The sequence below is a fragment of the Leptospira soteropolitanensis genome (assembly GCF_026151655.1).
Lineage (GTDB): Bacteria > Spirochaetota > Leptospiria > Leptospirales > Leptospiraceae > Leptospira_A > Leptospira_A soteropolitanensis.
On sequence record NZ_JAMQPN010000006.1, the window covers coordinates 34,232 to 55,102 of the forward strand.

20 protein-coding genes and 3 tRNA genes are annotated in these 20,871 nt (G+C 38.6%); 11 read left to right on the top strand and 12 right to left on the bottom strand.

Features of this window, described 5'->3' with window-relative positions; genetic code table 11:
- The first annotated feature begins 16 nt into the window (after window positions 1-16).
- On the top strand, window positions 17-1,147 hold the full coding sequence (locus ND811_RS13145; protein ID WP_004787102.1) for an acyl-CoA dehydrogenase family protein: 1,131 nt from the start codon (window positions 17-19) through the stop codon (window positions 1,145-1,147).
- Window positions 1,148-1,382: 235 nt separating this feature from the next.
- Here ND811_RS13145 and thiC read toward each other — a convergent pair whose 3' ends face one another.
- The 3 genes from thiC to ND811_RS13160 all read right to left on the bottom strand — a co-directional run bounded on the left by thiC (window position 1,383) and on the right by ND811_RS13160 (window position 5,226).
- Window positions 1,383-2,897, bottom strand: coding sequence for a phosphomethylpyrimidine synthase ThiC (gene thiC, locus ND811_RS13150; RefSeq protein ID WP_265352634.1), 1,515 nt, complete (start codon window positions 2,895-2,897; stop codon window positions 1,383-1,385).
- A gap of 277 nt (window positions 2,898-3,174) precedes the next feature.
- Window positions 3,175-4,692, bottom strand: coding sequence for a hypothetical protein (locus ND811_RS13155; RefSeq protein ID WP_265352633.1), 1,518 nt, complete (start codon window positions 4,690-4,692; stop codon window positions 3,175-3,177).
- 162 nt (window positions 4,693-4,854) lie between these two features.
- On the bottom strand, window positions 4,855-5,226 hold the full coding sequence (locus tag ND811_RS13160; RefSeq protein WP_265352632.1) for a PilZ domain-containing protein: 372 nt from the start codon (window positions 5,224-5,226) through the stop codon (window positions 4,855-4,857).
- Between the two features lie 109 nt (window positions 5,227-5,335).
- On the opposite strand from ND811_RS13160, the gene ND811_RS13165 reads away from it, so the two are divergent.
- The gene (locus tag ND811_RS13165) at window positions 5,336-6,493 is read left to right on the top strand and encodes an Lsa36 family surface (lipo)protein (RefSeq protein WP_265352631.1); all 1,158 of its coding nucleotides are present in this window, start codon (window positions 5,336-5,338) and stop codon (window positions 6,491-6,493) included.
- A gap of 125 nt (window positions 6,494-6,618) precedes the next feature.
- Window positions 6,619-7,242 (top strand): ACT domain-containing protein, encoded by a 624-nt coding sequence (locus ND811_RS13170; RefSeq protein ID WP_135746154.1) that lies wholly within the window; start codon window positions 6,619-6,621, stop codon window positions 7,240-7,242.
- On the opposite strand, the gene ND811_RS13175 is transcribed toward ND811_RS13170, so the two are convergent.
- From ND811_RS13175 to ND811_RS13195, 5 genes are all read right to left on the bottom strand, one after another.
- On the bottom strand, window positions 7,239-8,519 hold the full coding sequence (locus tag ND811_RS13175; protein WP_265352630.1) for an MFS transporter: 1,281 nt from the start codon (window positions 8,517-8,519) through the stop codon (window positions 7,239-7,241). The two genes, ND811_RS13170 and ND811_RS13175, sit on opposite strands and share 4 nt — an antisense overlap.
- An 85-nt stretch (window positions 8,520-8,604) precedes the next feature.
- Window positions 8,605-8,970: a phasin-related domain-containing protein gene (locus ND811_RS13180; RefSeq protein ID WP_265352629.1), complete on the bottom strand. Its 366-nt coding sequence runs from the start codon at window positions 8,968-8,970 to the stop codon at window positions 8,605-8,607.
- 130 nt (window positions 8,971-9,100) lie between these two features.
- Window positions 9,101-9,676, bottom strand: a complete 576-nt coding sequence (locus ND811_RS13185; protein WP_004786440.1) for a bifunctional nuclease family protein — start codon at window positions 9,674-9,676, stop codon at window positions 9,101-9,103.
- A gap of 26 nt (window positions 9,677-9,702) precedes the next feature.
- A tRNA-Ile gene (locus tag ND811_RS13190) sits at window positions 9,703-9,776 on the bottom strand.
- 61 nt (window positions 9,777-9,837) lie between these two features.
- On the bottom strand, window positions 9,838-10,320 hold the full coding sequence (locus tag ND811_RS13195; protein ID WP_322113715.1) for a hypothetical protein: 483 nt from the start codon (window positions 10,318-10,320) through the stop codon (window positions 9,838-9,840).
- 4 nt (window positions 10,321-10,324) lie between these two features.
- Between ND811_RS13195 and hemW the strand changes: the two genes are divergently transcribed.
- The 4 genes from hemW (at window position 10,325) to ND811_RS13215 (ending at window position 12,239) form a co-directional block, all read left to right on the top strand.
- Window positions 10,325-11,497, top strand: coding sequence for a radical SAM family heme chaperone HemW (gene hemW / locus ND811_RS13200; protein ID WP_265368946.1), 1,173 nt, complete (start codon window positions 10,325-10,327; stop codon window positions 11,495-11,497).
- A gap of 80 nt (window positions 11,498-11,577) precedes the next feature.
- Window positions 11,578-11,651 (top strand) — tRNA-Ile (locus ND811_RS13205).
- A gap of 9 nt (window positions 11,652-11,660) precedes the next feature.
- Window positions 11,661-11,733 (top strand) — tRNA-Ala (locus ND811_RS13210).
- A gap of 74 nt (window positions 11,734-11,807) precedes the next feature.
- Complete coding sequence (locus ND811_RS13215) at window positions 11,808-12,239, top strand: CBS domain-containing protein (RefSeq protein ID WP_004786810.1); 432 nt, start codon at window positions 11,808-11,810, stop codon at window positions 12,237-12,239.
- Here the strand turns inward: ND811_RS13215 and ND811_RS13220 are convergent.
- Both ND811_RS13220 and ND811_RS13225 read right to left on the bottom strand, forming a co-directional pair.
- Window positions 12,236-12,994 carry a ribonuclease H-like domain-containing protein gene (locus ND811_RS13220; protein ID WP_265352626.1) on the bottom strand — a complete coding sequence of 253 codons (759 nt, stop codon included), beginning with the start codon at window positions 12,992-12,994 and terminating at the stop codon, window positions 12,236-12,238. The genes ND811_RS13215 and ND811_RS13220 overlap by 4 nt on opposite strands.
- The gene (locus ND811_RS13225; protein ID WP_265352625.1) at window positions 12,976-14,064 is read right to left on the bottom strand and encodes a pyridoxal phosphate-dependent aminotransferase; all 1,089 of its coding nucleotides are present in this window, start codon (window positions 14,062-14,064) and stop codon (window positions 12,976-12,978) included. Before ND811_RS13225 ends, ND811_RS13220 begins: the two co-directional genes overlap by 19 nt.
- Before the next feature lie 46 nt (window positions 14,065-14,110).
- On the opposite strand from ND811_RS13225, the gene ND811_RS13230 reads away from it, so the two are divergent.
- From ND811_RS13230 to ND811_RS13245, 4 genes are read left to right on the top strand one after another with little or no spacing between them, the layout of a single operon-like run.
- Complete coding sequence (locus ND811_RS13230; protein WP_265352624.1) at window positions 14,111-15,865, top strand: phospho-sugar mutase; 1,755 nt, start codon at window positions 14,111-14,113, stop codon at window positions 15,863-15,865.
- On the top strand, window positions 15,862-17,079 hold the full coding sequence (locus ND811_RS13235; protein ID WP_265352623.1) for an aspartate aminotransferase family protein: 1,218 nt from the start codon (window positions 15,862-15,864) through the stop codon (window positions 17,077-17,079). Before ND811_RS13230 ends, ND811_RS13235 begins: the two co-directional genes overlap by 4 nt.
- Entirely contained in the window at window positions 17,076-18,155 is a 1,080-nt protein-coding gene (gene leuB, locus ND811_RS13240) for a 3-isopropylmalate dehydrogenase (RefSeq protein ID WP_265352622.1), read from the top strand. The genes ND811_RS13235 and leuB overlap by 4 nt, the downstream gene beginning before the upstream one ends.
- Before the next feature lie 17 nt (window positions 18,156-18,172).
- Window positions 18,173-18,583 carry a response regulator gene (locus ND811_RS13245; RefSeq protein WP_004785265.1) on the top strand — a complete coding sequence of 137 codons (411 nt, stop codon included), beginning with the start codon at window positions 18,173-18,175 and terminating at the stop codon, window positions 18,581-18,583.
- Here ND811_RS13245 and ND811_RS13250 read toward each other — a convergent pair.
- Together ND811_RS13250 and ND811_RS13255 are read right to left on the bottom strand one after the other, a co-directional pair.
- Window positions 18,564-19,310: a purine nucleoside phosphorylase YfiH/LACC1 family protein gene (locus ND811_RS13250; RefSeq protein ID WP_265352621.1), complete on the bottom strand. Its 747-nt coding sequence runs from the start codon at window positions 19,308-19,310 to the stop codon at window positions 18,564-18,566. The two genes, ND811_RS13245 and ND811_RS13250, sit on opposite strands and share 20 nt — an antisense overlap.
- 8 nt (window positions 19,311-19,318) lie before the next feature.
- Window positions 19,319-20,869 (bottom strand): hypothetical protein, encoded by a 1,551-nt coding sequence (locus ND811_RS13255; RefSeq protein ID WP_265352620.1) that lies wholly within the window; start codon window positions 20,867-20,869, stop codon window positions 19,319-19,321.
- Window positions 20,870-20,871: the final 2 nt, after the last annotated feature.

Consider the following 20,871-nt stretch of genomic DNA (forward strand, 5'->3'; position numbering starts at 1 on the left):
AGGAGTCACAAATCATATGGAGCGTATCCTCCCCTTTACTGAAGAACACCATCAATTCCGCGAGATGGCTCGGAAATTTTTTGAAACAGAAGTAAAACCACACCACGAAGAATGGGAAAAAAACCATATCGTACCTAAAGAAGTTTGGAGAAAGGCAGGTGAAAACGGCCTACTCTGTCCCGATGTCCCTACAGAATACGGCGGCTCAGGTGCTGACTTTTTGTATAATATCATCATCATCGAAGAATCGTCTCGTGTGGGTAACAGTGGATTTTTTATCTCCCTCCATAATGACGTGATCGCTCCGTACATCTCTACTTACGCCAGTGATGAACAAAAAAAACGTTGGCTTCCGAAATGTGCCTCAGGGGAATCCATCCTTGCGGTTGCGATGACAGAACCCGGAGCTGGATCTGATTTAAAATCGCTTCGCACCAGTGCCATAGATAAAGGTGACCACTTTGTAGTGAATGGACAAAAAACATTTATCTCCAACGGACAATTAGCAGATCTTATCATCACAGCAGTAAAACATGATAATGGAACCATTTCCCTTGTGATGATTGAAGAAGGAATGAAAGGTTTTGAAAGAGGACGTAACTTAGATAAAATCGGACTCAAAGCCCAAGATACTTCTGAATTGTACTTTAATGATGTGATTGTTCCGAAAACAAACCTCATCGGCAAACAAGGACAAGGATTTCGTTACCTCATGCAAAAACTAGCACAAGAACGTTTGGTACTTTCAGTGGCTGCTGTGGAAGCAACAAGGCTTGTACAATCCTTAACCCTTCAATACATAAAAGAAAGAAAAGCATTCGGACAAAAAATCGGCTCTTTCCAAAATACAAAATTTAAAATGGCGGAAATGGCAACAGAACTAGAAATGGCTCAAGTTTTTTGTGACAAAGTGGTCATGGAACATATGAAAGGTGAAAACACAACTGCCGAAGCCTCTATGTGTAAATGGTATACAACAGAAATGCAAAAACGCCATACCGATGAGTGTTTACAATTCTTTGGTGGATACGGTTATATGATGGAATATCCAATTGCTAGGGCTTATCTCGATGCAAGGATCCAAACCATCTATGCAGGAACAACGGAGATTATGAAAGAAATCATTGGTCGTAGTTTGGGATTATAGTCTCACACAAATCAAAGATTTTCCATTTTCAAAACATAGATTCGAAAACTCTTTTGAAAAACCCGGCATTTTTGGCCGGGTTTTTTCGTTTATGCTGACTCTTTGGCTATACAAAAAGATCTCTCTTCGTCATTATATAAACCTAAAATCAGTATAAATCAGAATCTTCTCTGCGAATCGAAATACTCATTGGACAATCTACAAACATGATTTAACAAATGAATATAGACATACCCTACTGAGTTTTAGAGCCGTCTACCGCCCCCGCTTCTATCGTTTCTTTTCTTAAATCTGTTGTGAGACGCATGGAACAAAAATGTGGTCCACACATAGAACAGAAATGTGCTTTTTTCATTCCATCTTGCGGCAATGATTCATCATGGTACGAACGAGCCAGTTCTGGATCAAGGGAAAGTGCAAATTGGTCTTCCCAACGAAATTCAAACCGAGCCTTACTTAACAAATCATCCCTTTCTTTGGCACCAGGATGGCCTTTGGCAAGGTCAGCTGCATGGGCTGCAATTTTATAGGCAATCACCCCATCCTTTACATCTTGTTTATTGGGAAGTCCCAAATGTTCTTTGGGAGTCACATAACAAAGCATAGCCGTTCCATACCAAGCAATCATGGCAGCACCAATCGCAGAAGTAATATGGTCATATCCTGGAGCAATGTCTGTGACAAGGGGCCCTAGTGTATAAAACGGAGCTTCCATACAAATCTCTTCTTGGAGCCGAACATTTTCCTGGATGAGATGCATGGGAACATGTCCTGGTCCTTCCACCATCACTTGGACATCATCGGCCCAAGCACGTTTGGTAAGCTCCCCCAAGGTCTTTAGTTCCGCAAACTGAGCTTCATCATTGGCATCATTGATACAACCAGGCCTAAGCCCGTCGCCCAATGAATAGGAAACTCCATATTTTTGCATGACTTTAGTGATTAAATCAAAATGTTCATAGAGAAAATTTTCTTTTTTATGATGGTTACACCACTTAGCAAGGATGGACCCTCCCCTGGAGACAATCCCTGTGATTCGTTTGTCTGTTAGGTGGATATAATCCCGAAGAACACCAGCATGGATCGTAAAATAATCCACACCTTGTTCGGCTTGTTCTTCTAAGGTTTCTATAAATACATTGATGTTTAAATCTTCTACTTTACCTTTTACCTTTTCCAAAGTTTGGTACAAAGGAACGGTTCCAATCGGAACTGGAGAATTCCGAATGATCCATTCTCTGGTTTCATGGATGTTTTTTCCTGTGGAGAGATCCATCACAGTGTCTGCTCCCCAATGCAAAGCCCAACGAAGTTTTTCTACTTCATCTTCAATGGAAGAAAGAATGGCTGAATTTCCAATATTAGCATTAATTTTCACTAAAAATTTTTTACCAATGATCATCGGCTCAAGTTCCAAATGACGTTTGTTTGATGGTATAATTGCGCGACCAATTTTTACCTCATTCAAAACAAATTCAGGAGTCATCCCTTCTCTTTTGGCCACATACATCATTTCTTCTGTGATGATATCTCTTTTGGCATAATAGAGTTGGGAAAAATTCCGATCACCTCTGGACTCTCTGGTTTGGATCCAAGACTCTCGTAGTTTTGGAATTCCATTTTTATAATCGTATTCATTTTCATGGATACAAAACATACCTTCCGTTCGGTAAGATTGAAACTTGGTATGGTTCGAAAGTGTGATGGTTGTTTCTGGGATGGTGATGGGATGTGTGGAGTTCTTTTCCATAATGAGTTTTCCTTAACCGGAAACAGACCCAATGGACCAAACGAAAGAGAGAAAAACTCTACCCTAAAAACTAAGGAAAAAACCTTAATTGGATTTCTTCATTTTTCACGTTTCCCTTCGCAAGCATTACCAGGATCAGGTTCAAAAAGGGTATTTCTCAGCCAAACCTCTGCCCTGATGCCCATAAGAGCAAAGGAAATAGCACCCCTAACGGTTATCTCTTAGGTAAAGACAAAAGAAAATTCTGGCAAGCCAATATTCAAAATTTTCGAAGGATTCAAGTAGGCTTTGTTTTATTCATTCTGGGAAGATACTTGGCCTTCATTTGAGTGTATTTTATTTTTGATAAAATATTTTTTTCCCATTCAATAGGAAACACATCACCAACAAAAAACCGAAATAACCTTTGGATAAGAGAAACTTGTTTCCAATATACCTTATTCTTGGCGGCTTTATACAAAGTTTTAAACTTTTGATTCGTTAAAAAACTCTTTTTCACCTCCGGATATTTTTCCATCAATAATTCAAATATATAAAGTGTATGATCTCCTTCATAATATTGTTCAATGATTTTATCCAAAACAATGATTGCTGAAGCAATATCTTTCGAAAGAAATACCCAGTAGAATGTTGAATTAAAATAATACTCACAGTGCATTACATCATCAGTACTTTTTAATGCCTCAATGACGCGGTCTCTTCCCGAATATAATGTCTGGCCAATTAACAAAAAGCGACTGATAAAATTATCACCCATTTTCATCATCGTATATAGAATATCAAAATGTTGTTTTGCTTCCCTTTCTGCTTTTTCCTCAGAGATTTTCTCGGCTTTCAAACAAAGCAAATGATAGATTTTAACAAACTCCAAAATCGGCGCAGACTCATTAAAAAGTATCGATTCAATGGTTTCTGCAAATTCAATTTGAGGTAAATAAGTTTTACTTCGAAGTTCATCAAACTTAGTTTCAGAAAGTTTGGTTTTCATTAATTCATAAGATTCTTTTAAACTAGGCTCTAGCTCGAAAAGTTTAGGAACGATCTTTTTTTCAAAAAAAGGAGAATATTCACTTTCCTTTTGAATTGGATCAGTTGTATCAAAATAAATCCAACCAACATAAGGAAGAAAAAAATAAATTTCAGAATCAAGAAACCCTTGTTCCAAATAATCAATTAACTCTTCTTTGAATTCCAAATCAATAGCAAATGGGGTTTCAAATTCCTCTAATAATTGACGAATGATAGAATATGGTTTCAAATTTAAGAATTCTTCAGAAATCTGAAAAAAATCAAAAGGTTCCCACTTATAATTATCTACTAAAAAGTTCTGAAGATTCACAAAAGATCTTGCTGCAATTGCATTAAAGGCTAATGCATACTTTTCTTCGAACCGATCACCAGAATAAGAAACAATAGCTAGTTCCACTTGGATCGGACCTATCATTGAGGAAATGTATGGACCTAGATTTGCCGTTTCAACTTCCTCAACTCTTGTTAAATAAAAAATTGGCATCGCTAAATGATTGTCTAATAAATTCTGTATCAGCGTAATCATTGGCTTTCCATACACTTTCAATTCATTTTCTTTTATGGAATCAACGTTTAATTGGAAGGCAAAGTAACTTTGGTTTAAATCGGGTACACAGAGTTTTCTAAGTGTGGAAAGTATTTTAGAAGCTTGGTCTGTGATCATCAATTCTCGTTTATGAGAATCTTCTAAGTTTTGTATAAAAATTGGTGAGTATATTTTAAGTTGGTCTAACCTAGAAACACCTGATAGTCGAAACATTGCCATAGAACAACCCCCGAACATTCATATATACTAACATAAGGAATTAAGTGTAAACCACAATACTTAGAATAATTCTAGTATAAGATAAGGAAATAAATAATAGAGAAAAGCAAAACTCTAGTTTGCCAATTTCACAACCAATTCAATGGAGAGCACAACTAGAAGTTATTTGAGTTCTCGACCTTGCCGGATCATACGATTTACATAAACCTGTAAATCCTGTTTCCCTTTAGGACCAATTTCCGTAAATTGGACTCCATACACTCCTGATTCCTTTGATTTTTTACCAATTTGTCTAATCACACCTCGAGCTAAAAAATCTTCTAAATCTCCAGGAAGAGCCACAAGGATTTCCACGGTTTCATTCATATCCCATTCATCGAAATGATTTGGAGCGATGATTCCAATTCCGCCCATACTTATGTCACTCGCGATTAGAACATCCAAAAGAGAAGCCCCCATTAAATGGATTGCAACTGGTTCATTTTGCAGTGGCTGTACGCGGACGTATTTCCGTTTTTCTTGGATCGGTGCCATTGTTTTCATTTTCTACAGAAATTCTGCCTTGTAAACTAGGAAATAGATCGTCCTTCGTTTGTTAAGAAAGCATAGACCAATCTCCGATATTTGGTATACTAGGGGCGACATGAAATTACGCATAGGTATCCTTTTCCTCACATTTAGTTTGGTATTTGTCCCAAATGGATTTGTCCATGCTAAGGTGACATGTACGGGAGATGCCTGTGGAATTCTGCCAACAACCATTCAAAGTCAGCTCAATAGCGTGGACCAAGCCCTACAATTCCAATACACAGACAAAGTTCTAGCGACGATGTCAGAAGCTGCTGTTGTATCCAATATTAACTCGTCGCTAATGGGTCCAGGAATTGTGAATCGTTTCCAGGTGGGAGCCGGATTGTCTATCGCTGGTCAAAAAAAAGAAGATATCAACGTAGCCTACCAAAGCCTCAGTTTCCAAAAACTTCCAAATGTGGGAGCAGCACTTGCACCTAACTTTATTGTGGCGATCAATCTCGGTTGGTTAATGGGGGGAGGACCTTCCGATACGGAACCCGAATTAAAAACTTTTTTACATCGTTTCAATTTATATCTACATGGATTCAAATTTAATTTTGCGCAAGGTGACGTGCAAAAAGCTCTGGAATCACAAAACAAAAACGTGGAGCTCGGTGGTGACATTACCTCTGGTGGTTTTACTTTACGTTTTCATATCATTGAAAATTATTCCGATGGAATTGGACTATTCGAGTTTTCAGGAATTTCGATGGGCCTTGGACTCCACTACCAAAGACAAGTGATCGACTTAACGTATAACGATAATAAAACACAAACATTAACTCTTGGTCCTGCCATTGGAACATGGGGAGGGGCCACAAAATTCAACTATTCGAGCACAGTCACAAGTGTTCCTCTAGACATTCGAACGGGCTTTCGTATGTTTTATTTCTTCACATTATTTGCAGGTGTCGGAACTTCCATGAACTTTGGAAGCTCAAACTTAAATTTATCACGAACAGGCCCGATCAATTTAGCCCTTGATTCCAATGCCGTTTCTGCTTCCCTTTCTCCAGAGATTGCCGCCCAAATTCCCGCATCAGCACTGGGCCAAACGAAATCGGGGACACTCACTATGGATTTAAGTGGGAAGGCACAAGCACCGAACACAACTAACTTTCTCATTGCGGGAATTGAAATTAATGCCCTGATCACCAAACTCACCTTGGAGGCAATCGTTGCCCAAAACGTTCAATCCGTAATGTTTGGAGCAAAATTTACCTTCTAGTAGTTAGCAGTTGGCACCATTTTTGCAAATTCTTTAGTATACAGCTATTTTAGAAACAGTGCGGGGTTTTCCAAACACTGATTGTTCATTTTCTAAGCAAAACGCTGAACCAAAGGGAGAATTCTATGGCTACAACTATGCAAGAAATCAAAAAACCCATCCTACATGTTTCTTGTGTCCCAAGAAAAGATACAACCCTGCTAAAAATTTCTCTTTCCCAAGATGATTTAGGAATCCTCTACCGAGTCACCTCTGTCTTGTACAATCACGGTTGGGATATTTTAGAGGCGGTGGCAGAAACCGCAAGTGACGGACATGTCCAAGATTTATTTGTGATTCGGAGTTGGGATGGGGGCGAAATGACAGAAGAACTTTTGTCAAAAATCAGAACTGATCTCTACTCTTTGTTTTACGAAGGGAAAACTGTCGCAATGTACTTACGGGAGAATGCAAAAGAAGAAGTTTTGGTGCGTAAGATTGGAGATTCCGAAGCTAGTCTCAAACTTTATAACCCTATCTCATCTGATTTCACCGTTATGGATTTACGTATGAAAGACATTCCTGGGATTTTATTTCAAATTACGGAATCACTTTTTCATTTAGGCATTGATATCATTAGTTTTACAGCTAATAGTTTTGACGGAAAAATTCGCGATAGTTTTTTACTTCGCACTTCCCTTACAGGAGAGAAGTTGGATGAGAAACTGATGTTTCCCATGCTTCGTGCGAAGTTAGAATCTTTTCTTTAGGCCGTTTTTTCTTTTTGCGTAAACAGTAAAAATCCAAATCCAACAAGAAGGACAAAGGATACAAAAAAAGCGAAACTAGGTCCTTTTTGAAAGTATAACAAAGAAAAGACGACTGGTGACACGGCTCTTCCGAGGGATCCAAAACTTCGAAAGAGTCCGAGTGATCTTCCTAAATCACCCTTTCCACTCTCAAGCGATGCAAAAGAAGATAAACCTGGATTGACGAGTGCACTTCCAAATGCTAAAAAGAATAAGGAAACAAATAATCCTGTAAAATGGGTTCCAATGGAAACAAGAAGTCCCATTCCCATCACAACAAGAAAAGCTCCATAAAGAGAAATTCTTTTTTCAGAAATTTTTCCAGACAAACGACGCACCACACCACCTTGCACAAAGATGATGATCATTCCGATATATAAAAAAGTAAATCCTATCTCTTTTGGGGAAAACTGAAAGGTATCAGAGAGGAAAAAATTCACAACAAATTCAAATCCAGAAAAACTAAGAACAAAGAGTAAATTGAGTAAGGAGATTCGAACCAAATTCCTGGATTCGATTTTCCTTAACGATAAAAATGGATGGATCTCTTTTTCTGGGACAAGTTCTGGTTTGGTTTTTGGTAAAAAAGCAAACACTAAAATAACAGTAAGAAGCGAGACAAGAATCGCAAATAAGGCTGAGGCAGGAAACACGACCACACTTCCTTCTTGATAAAAGGAATCCAAAAAATTCCACTGTGAACTTATCCCTCCCAGGAGTGGACCCATCACAAACCCAAGACCGATCCCGGCCCCAAGAAACCCCATCCCAGCGGCCCTTGATTTTTCATCTGTTTGGTCTGCCATCGCCGCCGATGCAACGGACAAATTTCCCCCCATCATTCCCGTAATCACACGGCTGAGAACAAACATCCAAAACTCAGAAGAAAACAACCAGAGTAAATATCCAACAGTATTACCAAGAGTCGTAAAAAGTAAAATGGCCCGCCGTCCCGAATGGTCAGAAAGTCTTCCCCAAACCGGGGCAGCGATAAACTGTAAAAAGCTGTAAATACTTCCCAAAATTCCACCAAACAATACGAAGGTGTATTTTGTATCTCCGCCAAAAGACAAATGGTTTGCGGCAGAATAGAACATTCTGAACAAACTGTCATCACCTTTGGATAAGAAAAATTCTAAGGTTTTAGGGAATAAGGGAAACAGTAGGGAAAAACCCATCATGTCTGTAAAAACGATTAGGAAAAGTATGAATTTGATTCGTTTTGGGGACGTACTCATCTAGACTAATCTCCAAGCACAAATAAAAAAAGCCACAGAAAACTCTGTGGCTATTTCTTAAATTTTACGAACTAAAATTAAAAAACTATCTTGATTTTGCTTTATCAATTAAGACTTTTAATTCATCTAACGTTTGTTTCAATTTTTCTTTTACTTGAGGAGGGATTGCTGTATCAATTTGTTGGTAAATGGATTGATAATTAGCCTGAAGTTTCGCAAGAACTTCATCGTAACTTGCATTTGTTTTCCCAATGGCACCTTGCGCATCAGCAATCGTTTTGCTTAAAAGATCACGAATTTTTTGAGACTCTGCAGATTTGTCCAATTCCCCTTTTGATTTTAGATCATTATAAACTTTCTCTAAATCGACTACAGCAGTTTTTAACTTTTCTTCACCGGAACGAAAGAGAGCAATTCCAGCATTCACAACATCCATAACTAATTTTTCCATACAACTTCCCTATAAAGGGGATAGACCCCTATTTTTGGATTCTAAGTTTAGGAAAATTGATATGGGATTACAATTAAAAAATTCGAATGTACGGATTTTCTATGTGACATAGTTAAGAGAATGACTCGCTTTAACTATTTTCGATGAGTTTCTTGATTTGATCCCGGATTTTTGCGGCAGTTTCGTAATCTTCTGTTTTTAAAGCGTTTTCCAAGGTTTCTTCTAGAATTTGAAGATTTGATTTTGGCAGAGCTTGGATTTTTTTCTCAGAAGAAATACTCTCTCCTTGGATCTCATCTTCTTTCATGATAATTCCAGTTTCATCTAACACAGATTTAGCGATATAGATAGGAGCGTTGGCTCTTAAGGCAAGGGCAATCGAATCAGAAGGCCTTGCATCCAAAGTGATGATTTCTTCATCTTTACGAAGTTGGATTTTAGCATAAAAAGTGCTATCGATGATTTCTTCTATGGTGATTTTAAGAACTGTGGCTCCAAGAGAAGTCAGCATATACAACATTAGATCATGTGTCATAGGTCTTGGGGGTTTCGTTCCATCGATTACAGTGGTGATGGAATGGGTCTCGAGAGGACCGATAAAGATGGGAACCACACGTTTGTCTTCCGAATCTTTTGGTCGTAGGAATACAGCAAAACCCACATTGGTCAGGCTGATATCAGAGATTTTTACTTCATAAAACTCCATAGAATATCGCTACCTTTCCTATTTTGTGGGCCCAGAAGGGCTCGAACCTTCGACCCGCAGATTATGAGTCTGCTGCTCTAACCAACTGAGCTATAGGCCCCACTGACTTCCAATCTTTCGGGGAAATAAGTAGAGACAAGCATAAAACAAAAGAATAGACGTTAAAGCGAAAGAAACAGGTTGGATTCAAAGAATTCAGTGAGATCTTTGCGATCTTTCTTCCACTGAAGCCAGATCCACAATGCAGGTTTCGTTTCCAAACCTATCCAAACTTGGTTGTGAAGGGCGTTTTGGTTACGAATTTGGTCGGCCTGAAAAACTTGGAAGCTTAGATTCCCTACTGTCTTTTGGGTCTCTTTTGGTTCGATTCCCCTCGTAAATACAGATTCTTTCCAAAGAACCTTTTCCACCATTGGTTCATTCCAAGGAAGAGTTCGCACTACCATAAAAAAACCATCTCGTTTCGCTGGATAAACGGTAAGTTTTTTACTAGCTGTAGATTCAATTTTTACCACCACAGGTTCTGGAAAGACAAAAGAAAATGTCTCCCAAACAAACTTTTGATTTGGTTCTACGAGCGTCTGTGAAAGGATCGGAATGGTAGCGAATCCCCAAATCATTAGAGCGGATACCATTCTTTTCATACTCATGGAAATATTAGAGAAACAAACCATCTGGCAAGTCCGAAATTCTTATTTGGGAGTCTATGTCCACTTCCCCTATTGTTTAAAAAAATGCGATTATTGTGATTTTTATTCAGAAGGGATTGGGGCAGCACCAGCTAACGATGAAAAGTCGCTATTTAAGTCCTACCAAAAAGAAATCACAGATAGGATCCTACATTTTCCTGAAATTAAAAAACGCACCATCGATACTGTTTTTTTTGGAGGAGGAACTCCTTCCAAAGCATCTCCCGAACATTGGAAAAAACTTTTAGATTTTTTACGTTCTGAGTTTTCCTTCTCAGACAAACCTGAGATATCCATTGAAGTAAATCCTGAGGACTTAAGTTCAGAACTTCTTTCCGAATACCATTCCATCGGTATCAACCGAGTGAATGTGGGAGTCCAAACTTTAGAAAAAAAAGGACTCGAATTCTTAGGTCGCCATTATGACGAAGATCGTTACCACTCTCTTGTGGAGATCCTCTCCCATTCTCCCATCCAAAGAGTGGGAATCGATTTGATGTATGGAATTCCTGGTGTTTCGAAAGAATCTTTTTTTTCAGACCTCTCTCTCTTTTTAAAGGTAGGACTCCCTCATTTGAGTTTGTATTCCTTAACTTTAGAAAAAGGAACCCAGTATTCTCGTGATGTTTCGAATCAAAAAAAGCAGGAACCAGAAGAAAACCTCCAATCCGAAATCCTTACCCAGTTACCAAATTTACTAAAAGAAAATGGATACCTTTGGTATGAAGTCTCCAATTATGCCAAACCAGGATTTGAGTCCTTACACAATTTGAAGTATTGGACTTATGAACCCTATTTAGGCATTGGTCCCGGTGCTCATGGAATGATTGATGGACATAGGTATGGCAATCCGAGAAATGCGGGACTCTACCAAAAAAAAGAAACATCGGCTAAATATGAAAAGATCGATCCTTCTACAGAGCTTAGCCTAACACTATTTCGGCTCTTTTCTCCTTTTCGGTATTTGGATTTTATTGAAACCTATTTGGATACAAAATCAAAATCTAAGTATTTAAAAACCATTGAAGGTTGGGAAAAAAAAGGTCTATGTACACTTGAGAACGAAATCTTTCAATGGAATCCACAGGCATTACTCTTGTTAGATGATCTTATTTTAGAAATTTCACTCTAAATTTTCTAGATTTCTTTCTTAAAATAATCTCAAAAAAAGATTGCCCATAGACCCCTCTCGAAAAATACTGTTCGTATCCCGGGCCTGTAGCTCAGTTGGTTAGAGCACTCGCTTGATAAGCGAGGGGTCACAAGTTCAAGTCTTGTCAGGCCCATAAAGAAACGGGGCGTTAGCTCAGCTGGGAGAGCATCTGATTTGCATTCAGAAGGTCATCGGTTCGATCCCGATACGCTCCAAAAACCCGTTTCACTTCCCCTACCATTTTAAAAATTTCTTGCTATCTAGTTAGAATTCCTATAAACCTTGAGGCATGTCCGTAAAAGATATTCTAAAAGACAAAGCGTCCTCTGTTCTTTCCATCGAAGAAGATAGAAATGTATTGGAAGCCACTCAAATGATGGTGGGTGCGAAAGTAGGATCTCTAATTGTTACCTTCCAAGGAAAACTGGTAGGAATCTTTACGGAACGAGATTTGATGCGAGTGGTTGCCAAAGACCATGCCAACCTAGACAAAATCAAATTAAAAGATGTAATGACCACACAACTCACCGTGGCAGGACCTGATGAAGATGTGGATGATATTTTAAATAATATGATCACCAAACGGTTTCGTCATATGCCTGTGCTTGATGGTGATAAAATCATTGGTCTTATCTCCATTGGAGATGCTGTCAAAACAAAACTAACAAGGACCCAAGCAGAGATGAGTATACTTAGAGAGTATATGTACGGGCCACACTAAAACAATCGATTTTCTGTTAGGCGAGTAATTGTTTTTTCTAAGACAATTTCTAAGTTTTTAGTATCTTCTCTATTATAAGCGATTAGTTTCTCCAAAGCTTCTTTGTTATTCGTTCTTTGGTACTCAAACCATAATAGAGGAGCCTCTCTTCCATCCATTCCAGCAATTTCTTCCGGTCGAACAAGACCCAGTAACACTTCGGATTTTTTTAATCCTCCTTTGATTCCGATCGAATGCAGAAGATTCATCAAATCAAGTTGGGGATTTTTCACTCGGAAATGGAATTCTTTTTCCAAAAAAGGGATATCAAATCTTTTTCCATTGTAGGTCACAAGGATGTCTTCGGGTGAGATGGAATCAAAAAGGAATTCTAAATCTTTTCCTCTTTCAAAGGTGGACATTTTTTTGTCTTGGTAAAGACTCACAACCGTAGTCACTGAAGAAACAGAGATCCCTGTTGTTTCAATGTCTAAAAAACAAAATCTTTCCGGGAAGTTTTGCCAAAGCCTCCAATATTCAATACTTGGAAGTTCATTTGTAAAAAATGAAAAATTGGCTTCAGACAATTGATGTTCCAATTCACTGAAACGTTCCCATAAAATAGAAACAGAAGGAAGAAGAGGATCATTTTTTTGTTTTTGGTAATGGATGAGAGATTCCCAATCATATACTCCAACACCAAACAGTTGTTTCTCTTTTTTTTCTCCAATGCCTGGAAACAATTGGAGGCTAGACTTTAAATGAGATCCGAACATTCTCTCCATCGCTTTAGGCCTTCTGCCATCCGCTCTTCTGTTTCCCCAAAACCAATCCGAAGGAAACCTTCTTCTTCAAAATTAGATCCAGGCAAAACAAAAACACCTGTTTTTTCAAAAAGTCGATCTGCATATTCTTCTGAAGAAATCCCAGATTCTAATCCAAGCCAACCCACAAGTCCCCCCTCCGGTGCGGTAAATGATTTGGTCTTAGGAAGTTCCCTCCAAAGAGAGGTAAACCTAACGATATTGTTTCTCACACGCGACTGGATAGCAGGTAAAAAGGATTCTTTATTTTTCAAAAGCCCTAGTGCAATTCGTTCGGATAAGGGGGATACCGTATGAGTTAAGTAGTCTTTAAAAGAACGTGCCCTTTGTAAAAAAGATTCTTCTGCCACAAGCCATCCTACCCTAAGCCCTGTGACTCCAAAACATTTGGTAAAGGAACCCGTCCCGTAAAAAAAATGATTTGGATCCACACCCGTCCTTCCAAGCAATCCCTCCCCCGGTAAAAACCGGTAGTGTTCATCGAAAAGGACTTTTTTGTTTTTTTCCCGAAACCAAGTGAGAAGTGTATTCCATTCCCTTTCCGAAAATGTTTTTCCTGTGGGATTGTGGGGATGATTGAGAATATATAAATCTGCATCAATATCTTTCCAAGTGGATGCGTGGAATCCAGATTCATGAGGAACTTGGATGATTTCGGCTCCTAGCATTTTTGGAATTTCATAGAGAGCTTGGAAGGCGGGCCAAATCAGAGCCACCTTGGTTTTGGGTTGTAGCATGATATGAAATGCTAAGTACAAGGCCTCACCAGTACCTGTCGTGACGAGGACCTGGTCTGGCGTTACTCCAGGATAAAGATTGGCAATGGCAGAGCGCAGCTCCAGGGAACCTTGGTTCGGTGCATCGTTCATAGGAAGGTCTTGAAGGTCGGAAAAGGCAATGCCCGCCATCCTTAGCACTTCTTCTAAACGAAAAAACCCAAGCCCACTCTCTCCTAAATTGCAAAATGCTTTTAGGCGAAAACGTTCCAACCTGTCTTCTATGAAAAATTCTCTAGGTTCCAAAATTGATTTCCAGACTACTTAGCTTCAAAAGACTAGTATGTAAGCTATGTTGAAACCAGAAGACAATATCCTATCTTGGACGAAATCACCTTTTTCATCGGAAATCCAGAATGAAGCCAAAAAGGCTTACGAAGATTGGAAGCTTGGGATGAGCTCCGAACTCGTTGATTCCTATGCTGTCCCACTTACATTTGGAACTGGGGGAATTCGCGGGAAAATCGGAAATGGAATCGGCAAGATGAACCTATATACTGTAGGTCGAGCTGCCCTTGGTTTTATCAGTTATTTAAGAGATACTCAAAAAGATCCATCCATAGTCATTGCTTATGATTCAAGAAGGCTTTCCAAAGAATTTGCAGAACTATCTGCAGGCATTGGTGCTAAACTGGGAGTAAAAGTTTATATTTTTCCTAAAGTGACTCCTACACCTCTTCTCTCTTATGCCATCCGTTATTACAAAGCAAGTGGTGGGATTGTTATCACTGCTTCCCATAACCCACCTGAATACAATGGATTCAAAGCCTATCTTGCGGATGGAGGACAACTAGTTCCCCCCGATGATTCTCTCATCATAGGAAGGATCAGTGGAATTCATGATTGGTCCACCATCCCTCTTGTCAAAAAAACAGATAAAGAATATAAAAAGTTCGTAAAACCTGTAGGACCAATTGTTTTCAAAACATATTTAAAGGAATTAAAACAAGCAGGCATTCTTTCTTCAGTCAAACCCAAAACAAGAAATGGTCTTGGAATCGTCTATTCACCGTTACATGGAACTGGTGGAGATTATATGAAAGAGATGTTAAATTTCTTTGGATACAAATCCGTATTTTTGGTTCCTGAACAAAAAAAACCAGATGGTGAATTTCCAACGGTAAAATATCCAAATCCAGAGGAAAAAGAAGCTCTCGCCTTATGTGAGTTTCATGCCAAAAAGAAAAAAGCTGCCATCTTTATTGCCACTGATCCCGATGCTGATCGGCTCGGTGTGGGAGTTCGTCGTCCGGACGGAGAATATGAATACCTAAATGGAAACCAAATTGGTTCCATTATGGCAGCTTATCTTTCAGAAAGGAAAAAATCTAAAACCAAAACCTACCATTTGGTAAAAACCATTGTGACTACGGACTTACAAGAAGCGATTGCGAAAAAAAACGGAATCAAAATCAAAAACGTACTCACTGGTTTTAAATACATTGCAGAAGAGATGAAACAAATCGAAAACAAGAAGAACAATATTTTCTTGTTTGGTGGTGAAGAATCTTATGGATATTTACCCGTACCATTTGTTCGGGACAAAGACTCGCTTTCGAGTGCCCTACTTTTTGTAGAGATCCTTGCAGAAAAAGGTGACCTCCTTTCCTACTTGGATACTATTTATTTAAAATACGGATTGTATCGTGAAAGTTTGTATTCACTAACCTTAGAAGGAAGTTCTGGCCAAGACAAAATTAAAAAATCCATCGAGACATTGCGATCGGAAAACTTAATTGGAAAAACCATTGGAGGACGAAAAGTTGTCGGAGTTCTCGATTACGAAACTCAAAAAGCCGATGGGAAAGCAAAAGCTTCTGTCTTCAAAGGAATGCCAAAATCCAATGTCATCCAAGTGGAATTAGAAGGAAATGCCAAACTAACCATTCGCCCTTCAGGAACAGAACCAAAGGTAAAAGTGTATTCTTCCTTTGCTTCTTTAAAAAAACCGAAAAAACAATCAGAAATTTCCGGACTTTGGGATTCTCTCGGAAAAGAAATCTCTAGGGCAGAAATAGAATTTTTACAACTAACAGGTCTTAAATGAGCAACAATACCAAAACCAAATTTGAAGAAATCAAAAAACTTTCGGACAAGTATCTCCTAAACACATACAACCGTTATCCGGTTGCCTTTGAATATGGTGTGGGAGAGATGATTTTCGACCAAGACAACAAAGGATATATTGACTTTTTAGCAGGAATTGCTGTATCAAACTTGGGTCACGGAGAGGCGGATTTAATTGAAGCCATGCGAAACCAAATGGATAAAATCCTCCATTCGTCGAACCTCTATTATTCGGAAGAACAGGCAAAACTTGCTGAAGTCATTATTGAAAATAGTATCCCTGGAAAAGTTTTTTTATGTAACTCAGGAACAGAAGCAAACGAAGCTGCCTTCAAACTCATGCGTCGACATGGTGTGAAAAAAAATATAGATAAACCCGTGATCCTTGCACTTCACTCCAGTTTTCACGGTAGAACTCTTTCGGCTATGACCATGACAGGAAACGAATCCGTTCGTTCTGGATTTGGCGAACTTGCCTCTGATGTTTACTTTGTAGAAGCCAATAACGAAGACTCTCTTATCCAGGCCTTCGAACAATACGGAGATTCCATTGCCGGAATCATTATGGAACTCATCATTGGGGAAGGTGGAGTCATTCCCCTTAGCCAATCGTTTGTAAACTTAGCTCGCAAACTCACAGAAGAAACGGGTTCCCTTCTCGTCTTCGATGAAATCCAAACAGGAATGGGTAGAACAGGAAAGATGTTTTGTTTTGAACATTACGGAATGTATCCAGATGCTTTTACTCTTGCCAAAGCACTTGGATCAGGATTTCCGATTGGTGCCCTTGTGGTTGCCAAAGAATACGAAACGGTTTTAGAGCGTGGGATGCATGGATCGACTTTTGGTGGAAACCATTTGGCCTGTGTGGCAGCATACGAAACATTCAAAATCATTTTATCACGTAACCTACTTGACCATGTTTCTACCATCTCGGAACAAATGTTCGCAAGGTTAAAAACCATAATGGAATCAACCGGAAAAATCAAACAAGTGCGAGGACGTGGTTTACACATTGGTGTGGAATTGTATTCCGAATCGAGACCAGTTGTGGAAGAATGTTTGAAACGTGGACTTGTTGTGAATAGTACAGCAGGGAATGTCATTAGAATTATACCTCCACTCATCTTAAGCATTGAAAAGGCAACAGAAGGATTGGATATTTTAGAATCAGTATTAAAGGATATGAAATGAAAAAAGTAGCAGTACTTGCCGGCGACGGAATTGGACCAGAAGTAATGGAAGTGGCCCTATCAGTGGTCAAAAAAGCATTAGGAAACAAATCTTCCGAATTTACCTTTGAACTCGCATTAGTTGGTGGTGCAGCCATTGATGCCACTGGATTTCCTCTTCCCGATGAAACCCTAAAACTTTGTGAATCATCCAGTGCTATCTTTTTTGGATCTGTGGGTGGACCTAAGTGGGAAACACTTCCTCCAGACAGACAACCAGAACGCGGAGCACTCCTCCCACTCCGAAAACATTTTGATTTATTTGCAAACCTTAGACCCGCAATCATCTATCCCGAACTTAAAAAAGCAAGTCCCATCCGTGGCGACATCATCGGCGATGGATTAGACATCTTAATTCTCAGAGAATTAACTTCTGGGATCTACTTTGGAAAACCAAAAGGCAGAGAAGGCAGTGGGCCAGAAGAATTTGCCTATGATACCATGAGGTATTCTCGTCGTGAGATCGAACGCATCGCTCGTACTGCCTTTGATGCAGCAAGAAAACGAAATAAAAAAGTAACGAGCATTGATAAAGCAAACGTTTTAACGACATCAGTCCTTTGGAGAGAAGTTGTAGTTGCCCTTCATAAGGCCGAATACTCCGATTGTGTTTTGGAACACCTTTATGTTGATAATGCTGCGATGCAGCTCATCGTAAAACCAAAACAATTTGATGTGATGCTCTGCGAAAATATGTTCGGAGACATTCTCTCTGATGAAGCATCCATCATCACAGGATCCATTGGGATGTTACCTTCTGCTTCCCTTTCTGAATCTGGTTTTGGACTTTATGAACCATCCGGTGGCTCCGCTCCTGACATTGCAGGCAAAGGAATCGCAAACCCCATTGCACAAATCCTTTCTGGAGCCCTCATGTTACGATACTCTTTTGGATTGGAAACCGAAGCAGTGGCCATCGAAAACGCCATTCGAACGGTTCTAAAGAAGGGTTTTCGCACAAGAGATATTGCCGAAGAAGGGACATCCGTCCTCGGTACAAAAGAAATTGGTGTTGAAATCGAAAAGGCACTTGGCTAAACTACGGAAGAACTATTATGCAAACTGGCATCGGACCGACAGGCAGACCTTACCAAATTCTCATTGCTGAGAATTCCAAATTCCAATCCAAACAGCTCCAACAAATTTTGGAATCGGAAGGTTTCAAAATCATTGGAGTTGCCGAAACGGGTAAAGAACTTTTGCAAATGTACAAAGACAATCGCCAACAGATTGATCTTGTCACCATTGAGATTTTTTTACCTGAGGTAGATGGATACGCTGCTTTTTGGGATATGAAAGAAATGGGAGTTCTTCCAAGAATTCTTTTTATCTCCGAAGAAAACACACCTTCCGTAATCAAAGCACTTCTTGAAAATGGGGCGATGGATTATATTGTCAAACCGATCAAACGAGAAAAGATCTTAGAAAAAATCAAAGAAACCTTACTTAAGATTCCCAAAGTATAAAGTTTAAATTGCGGCCTTCTTCTTTGGCTCTATGGCTAAAGTAAAGAGGGCTACCATAAACATTCGTATGGGAATTTTCCACTCCGCCTAACCTTTGGAATTTTTCTTTTACTCTTTTCTCAATCGCAAGTCCCACATCTAATAAAAACTTATCCTTTCCTTTAGGAAAACATACCTCTTCCCCTAAATGAGAAAAAAAATTGGCTACATCGGATCCAACTTCATAATCAGAACCTTGGATATAAGGGCCAATTTCCATATGAAGTTCCTCCTGTGAAAAACCCATTTCAATTACCTTTTCAATCATTCGTTCTGTGATACTAAGACTAGCTCCCTTCCAACCAGAATGGATTATCGCAACCAACGGACGTTTACTAGAATACAAAAAAACAGGAACACAGTCCGCCGTGCGCACAACTAGCAATCGATTGGGTAATTCAGTATATAATCCGTCACCTTCCCAAATGAGATTAGAACTAGCAGCATCACCACTTGTTTCTAACATTACTTGATGGATGGAATCACCATGCACTTGGTTTAGGATTACAAAATTATCTAAATTACTAATTCGCTCTCTTTTAATCCATTTCTCTGTATATACTTTCCAAACATCCGCTGTTTTCGGGAAGGAGGAAAAATCATTTTGTAAACAAACAAGTGATTGTTTGCCAGCAGTTCCATACTTAATATTTCCATAAACTGTCGAGATTTCTTGAATCAATTCCATTTTAATTTTTAAAAAACTCTCACTTTGTTTATATCCCAATGATTCAAACTGAATTGTTGATAGAGGTAATCGCAATTCCAATCGTCACGAACACATAGGGTTTGAAATTTTTTTGGATCAAAAACCCTAACATAAAAACGGATAGGAATGTTTCTCCAAGTGTATTGAATATATGGCAATGTCTTTCCTGGAAGTCGATTATCTAATAAAATTTCTATATTACGAGCTTCTAGATCACTTTGGTTTAACTCACCTTCATGACCAATTCTACCTCTTATGGAAACTTTTTTCTTCGCAAACTCTCTATCAGTTAAACCTGATTCCGCTTCAAATGCAAAAGAAGGTCTTAAATAATAAATAAAATGTGCCTGCGCACCAAAGAAGGCAACACGGAAATCCGAAAGTACACCTGTATCATAACCACCTGTCCGAATCAAATGATCCTCATAAAACATTCGTTCTTCGACAATTCCATGCCAATCAGGTATCCGTGTTCCTTGTATTTTTAAAGGATCTGCATGCACTGCCGCAGATAAAATAAATAAAAAAGCCACAATAATTTGGTTCTTTGTATATAATCGCAAAAATAACGAATTCTTTTGAGATTCAATTTGAGAATTCATGTCCCATTGGTGAATTTGGCGAAACGCCAAGTAAGATAGATACGGTAAAATAGGAATCCAGAATCGAATTCCCATAAAATCACCACCCACATACAAAACATAAAAAATGTATAAAACAAGTGAAGAAAGTAGGTATCGACATTCTTTTCGTTTCAAAAAGGTTTTATAAATTTGAATCCCAGCTAATACCAATACCAAAAAATAAAGTGGATACGACTTTAAGAAATAAAGAAGATAATAAAACCCTTGAGAAAAATAAGCGCCCTTATTTCCTTTTGCATAAAAAGTATTCGGAAGGAAATCATCATAATAAAGAAAACGAAAACACAAAAATCCAAAAAACAAAAAACCAAATAAAACTGGTTTCCAACTCCTCTTTCGAAAGAGCCAATCAAGGGAAGCTATGGATAAAAAAAGTGTTCCTTCGGGGCGAACGAGAGCCGAAAAGAAAAAAACTAAAAAAAGAAAGTCATTTTCCTTTTCCCATAATAAAAACCCGGAACAGACTAAAAATGTAAAAAGAGAAGTCTCTAACCCGGAAGTTGCAAAGATATAAAAATGAAAGAATAAAGATAAATGTACAAGAAGGAGCGGATAGATTTTTCCAAAAGAAATTTTATTTTCTTCATAAAAGAAAATAAGAAGTGTCATCAAATAAAAGAAAATCCCTAAAAATAGAGAAAGGAATTGTGGTTCTAGTTTTAAGAAAAAACCTATGGAAAGCATAAGAGTCCAAAGGAAATTTGTATAACCCTCTACTCTTTCTCCTAAATTAAAAACAAACCCTGACCCCTCATACAAATTTCTCGCATAAACAAAACTAATATAAGCGTCATCACAGATCCATTTCCATTTATAACTTTGGTAAAATGCAAAAAAAATAAAAAGTAAGGAAAGTAAATAAAAAGGAAAAAAATTCCGTTTAAACATTAACATGG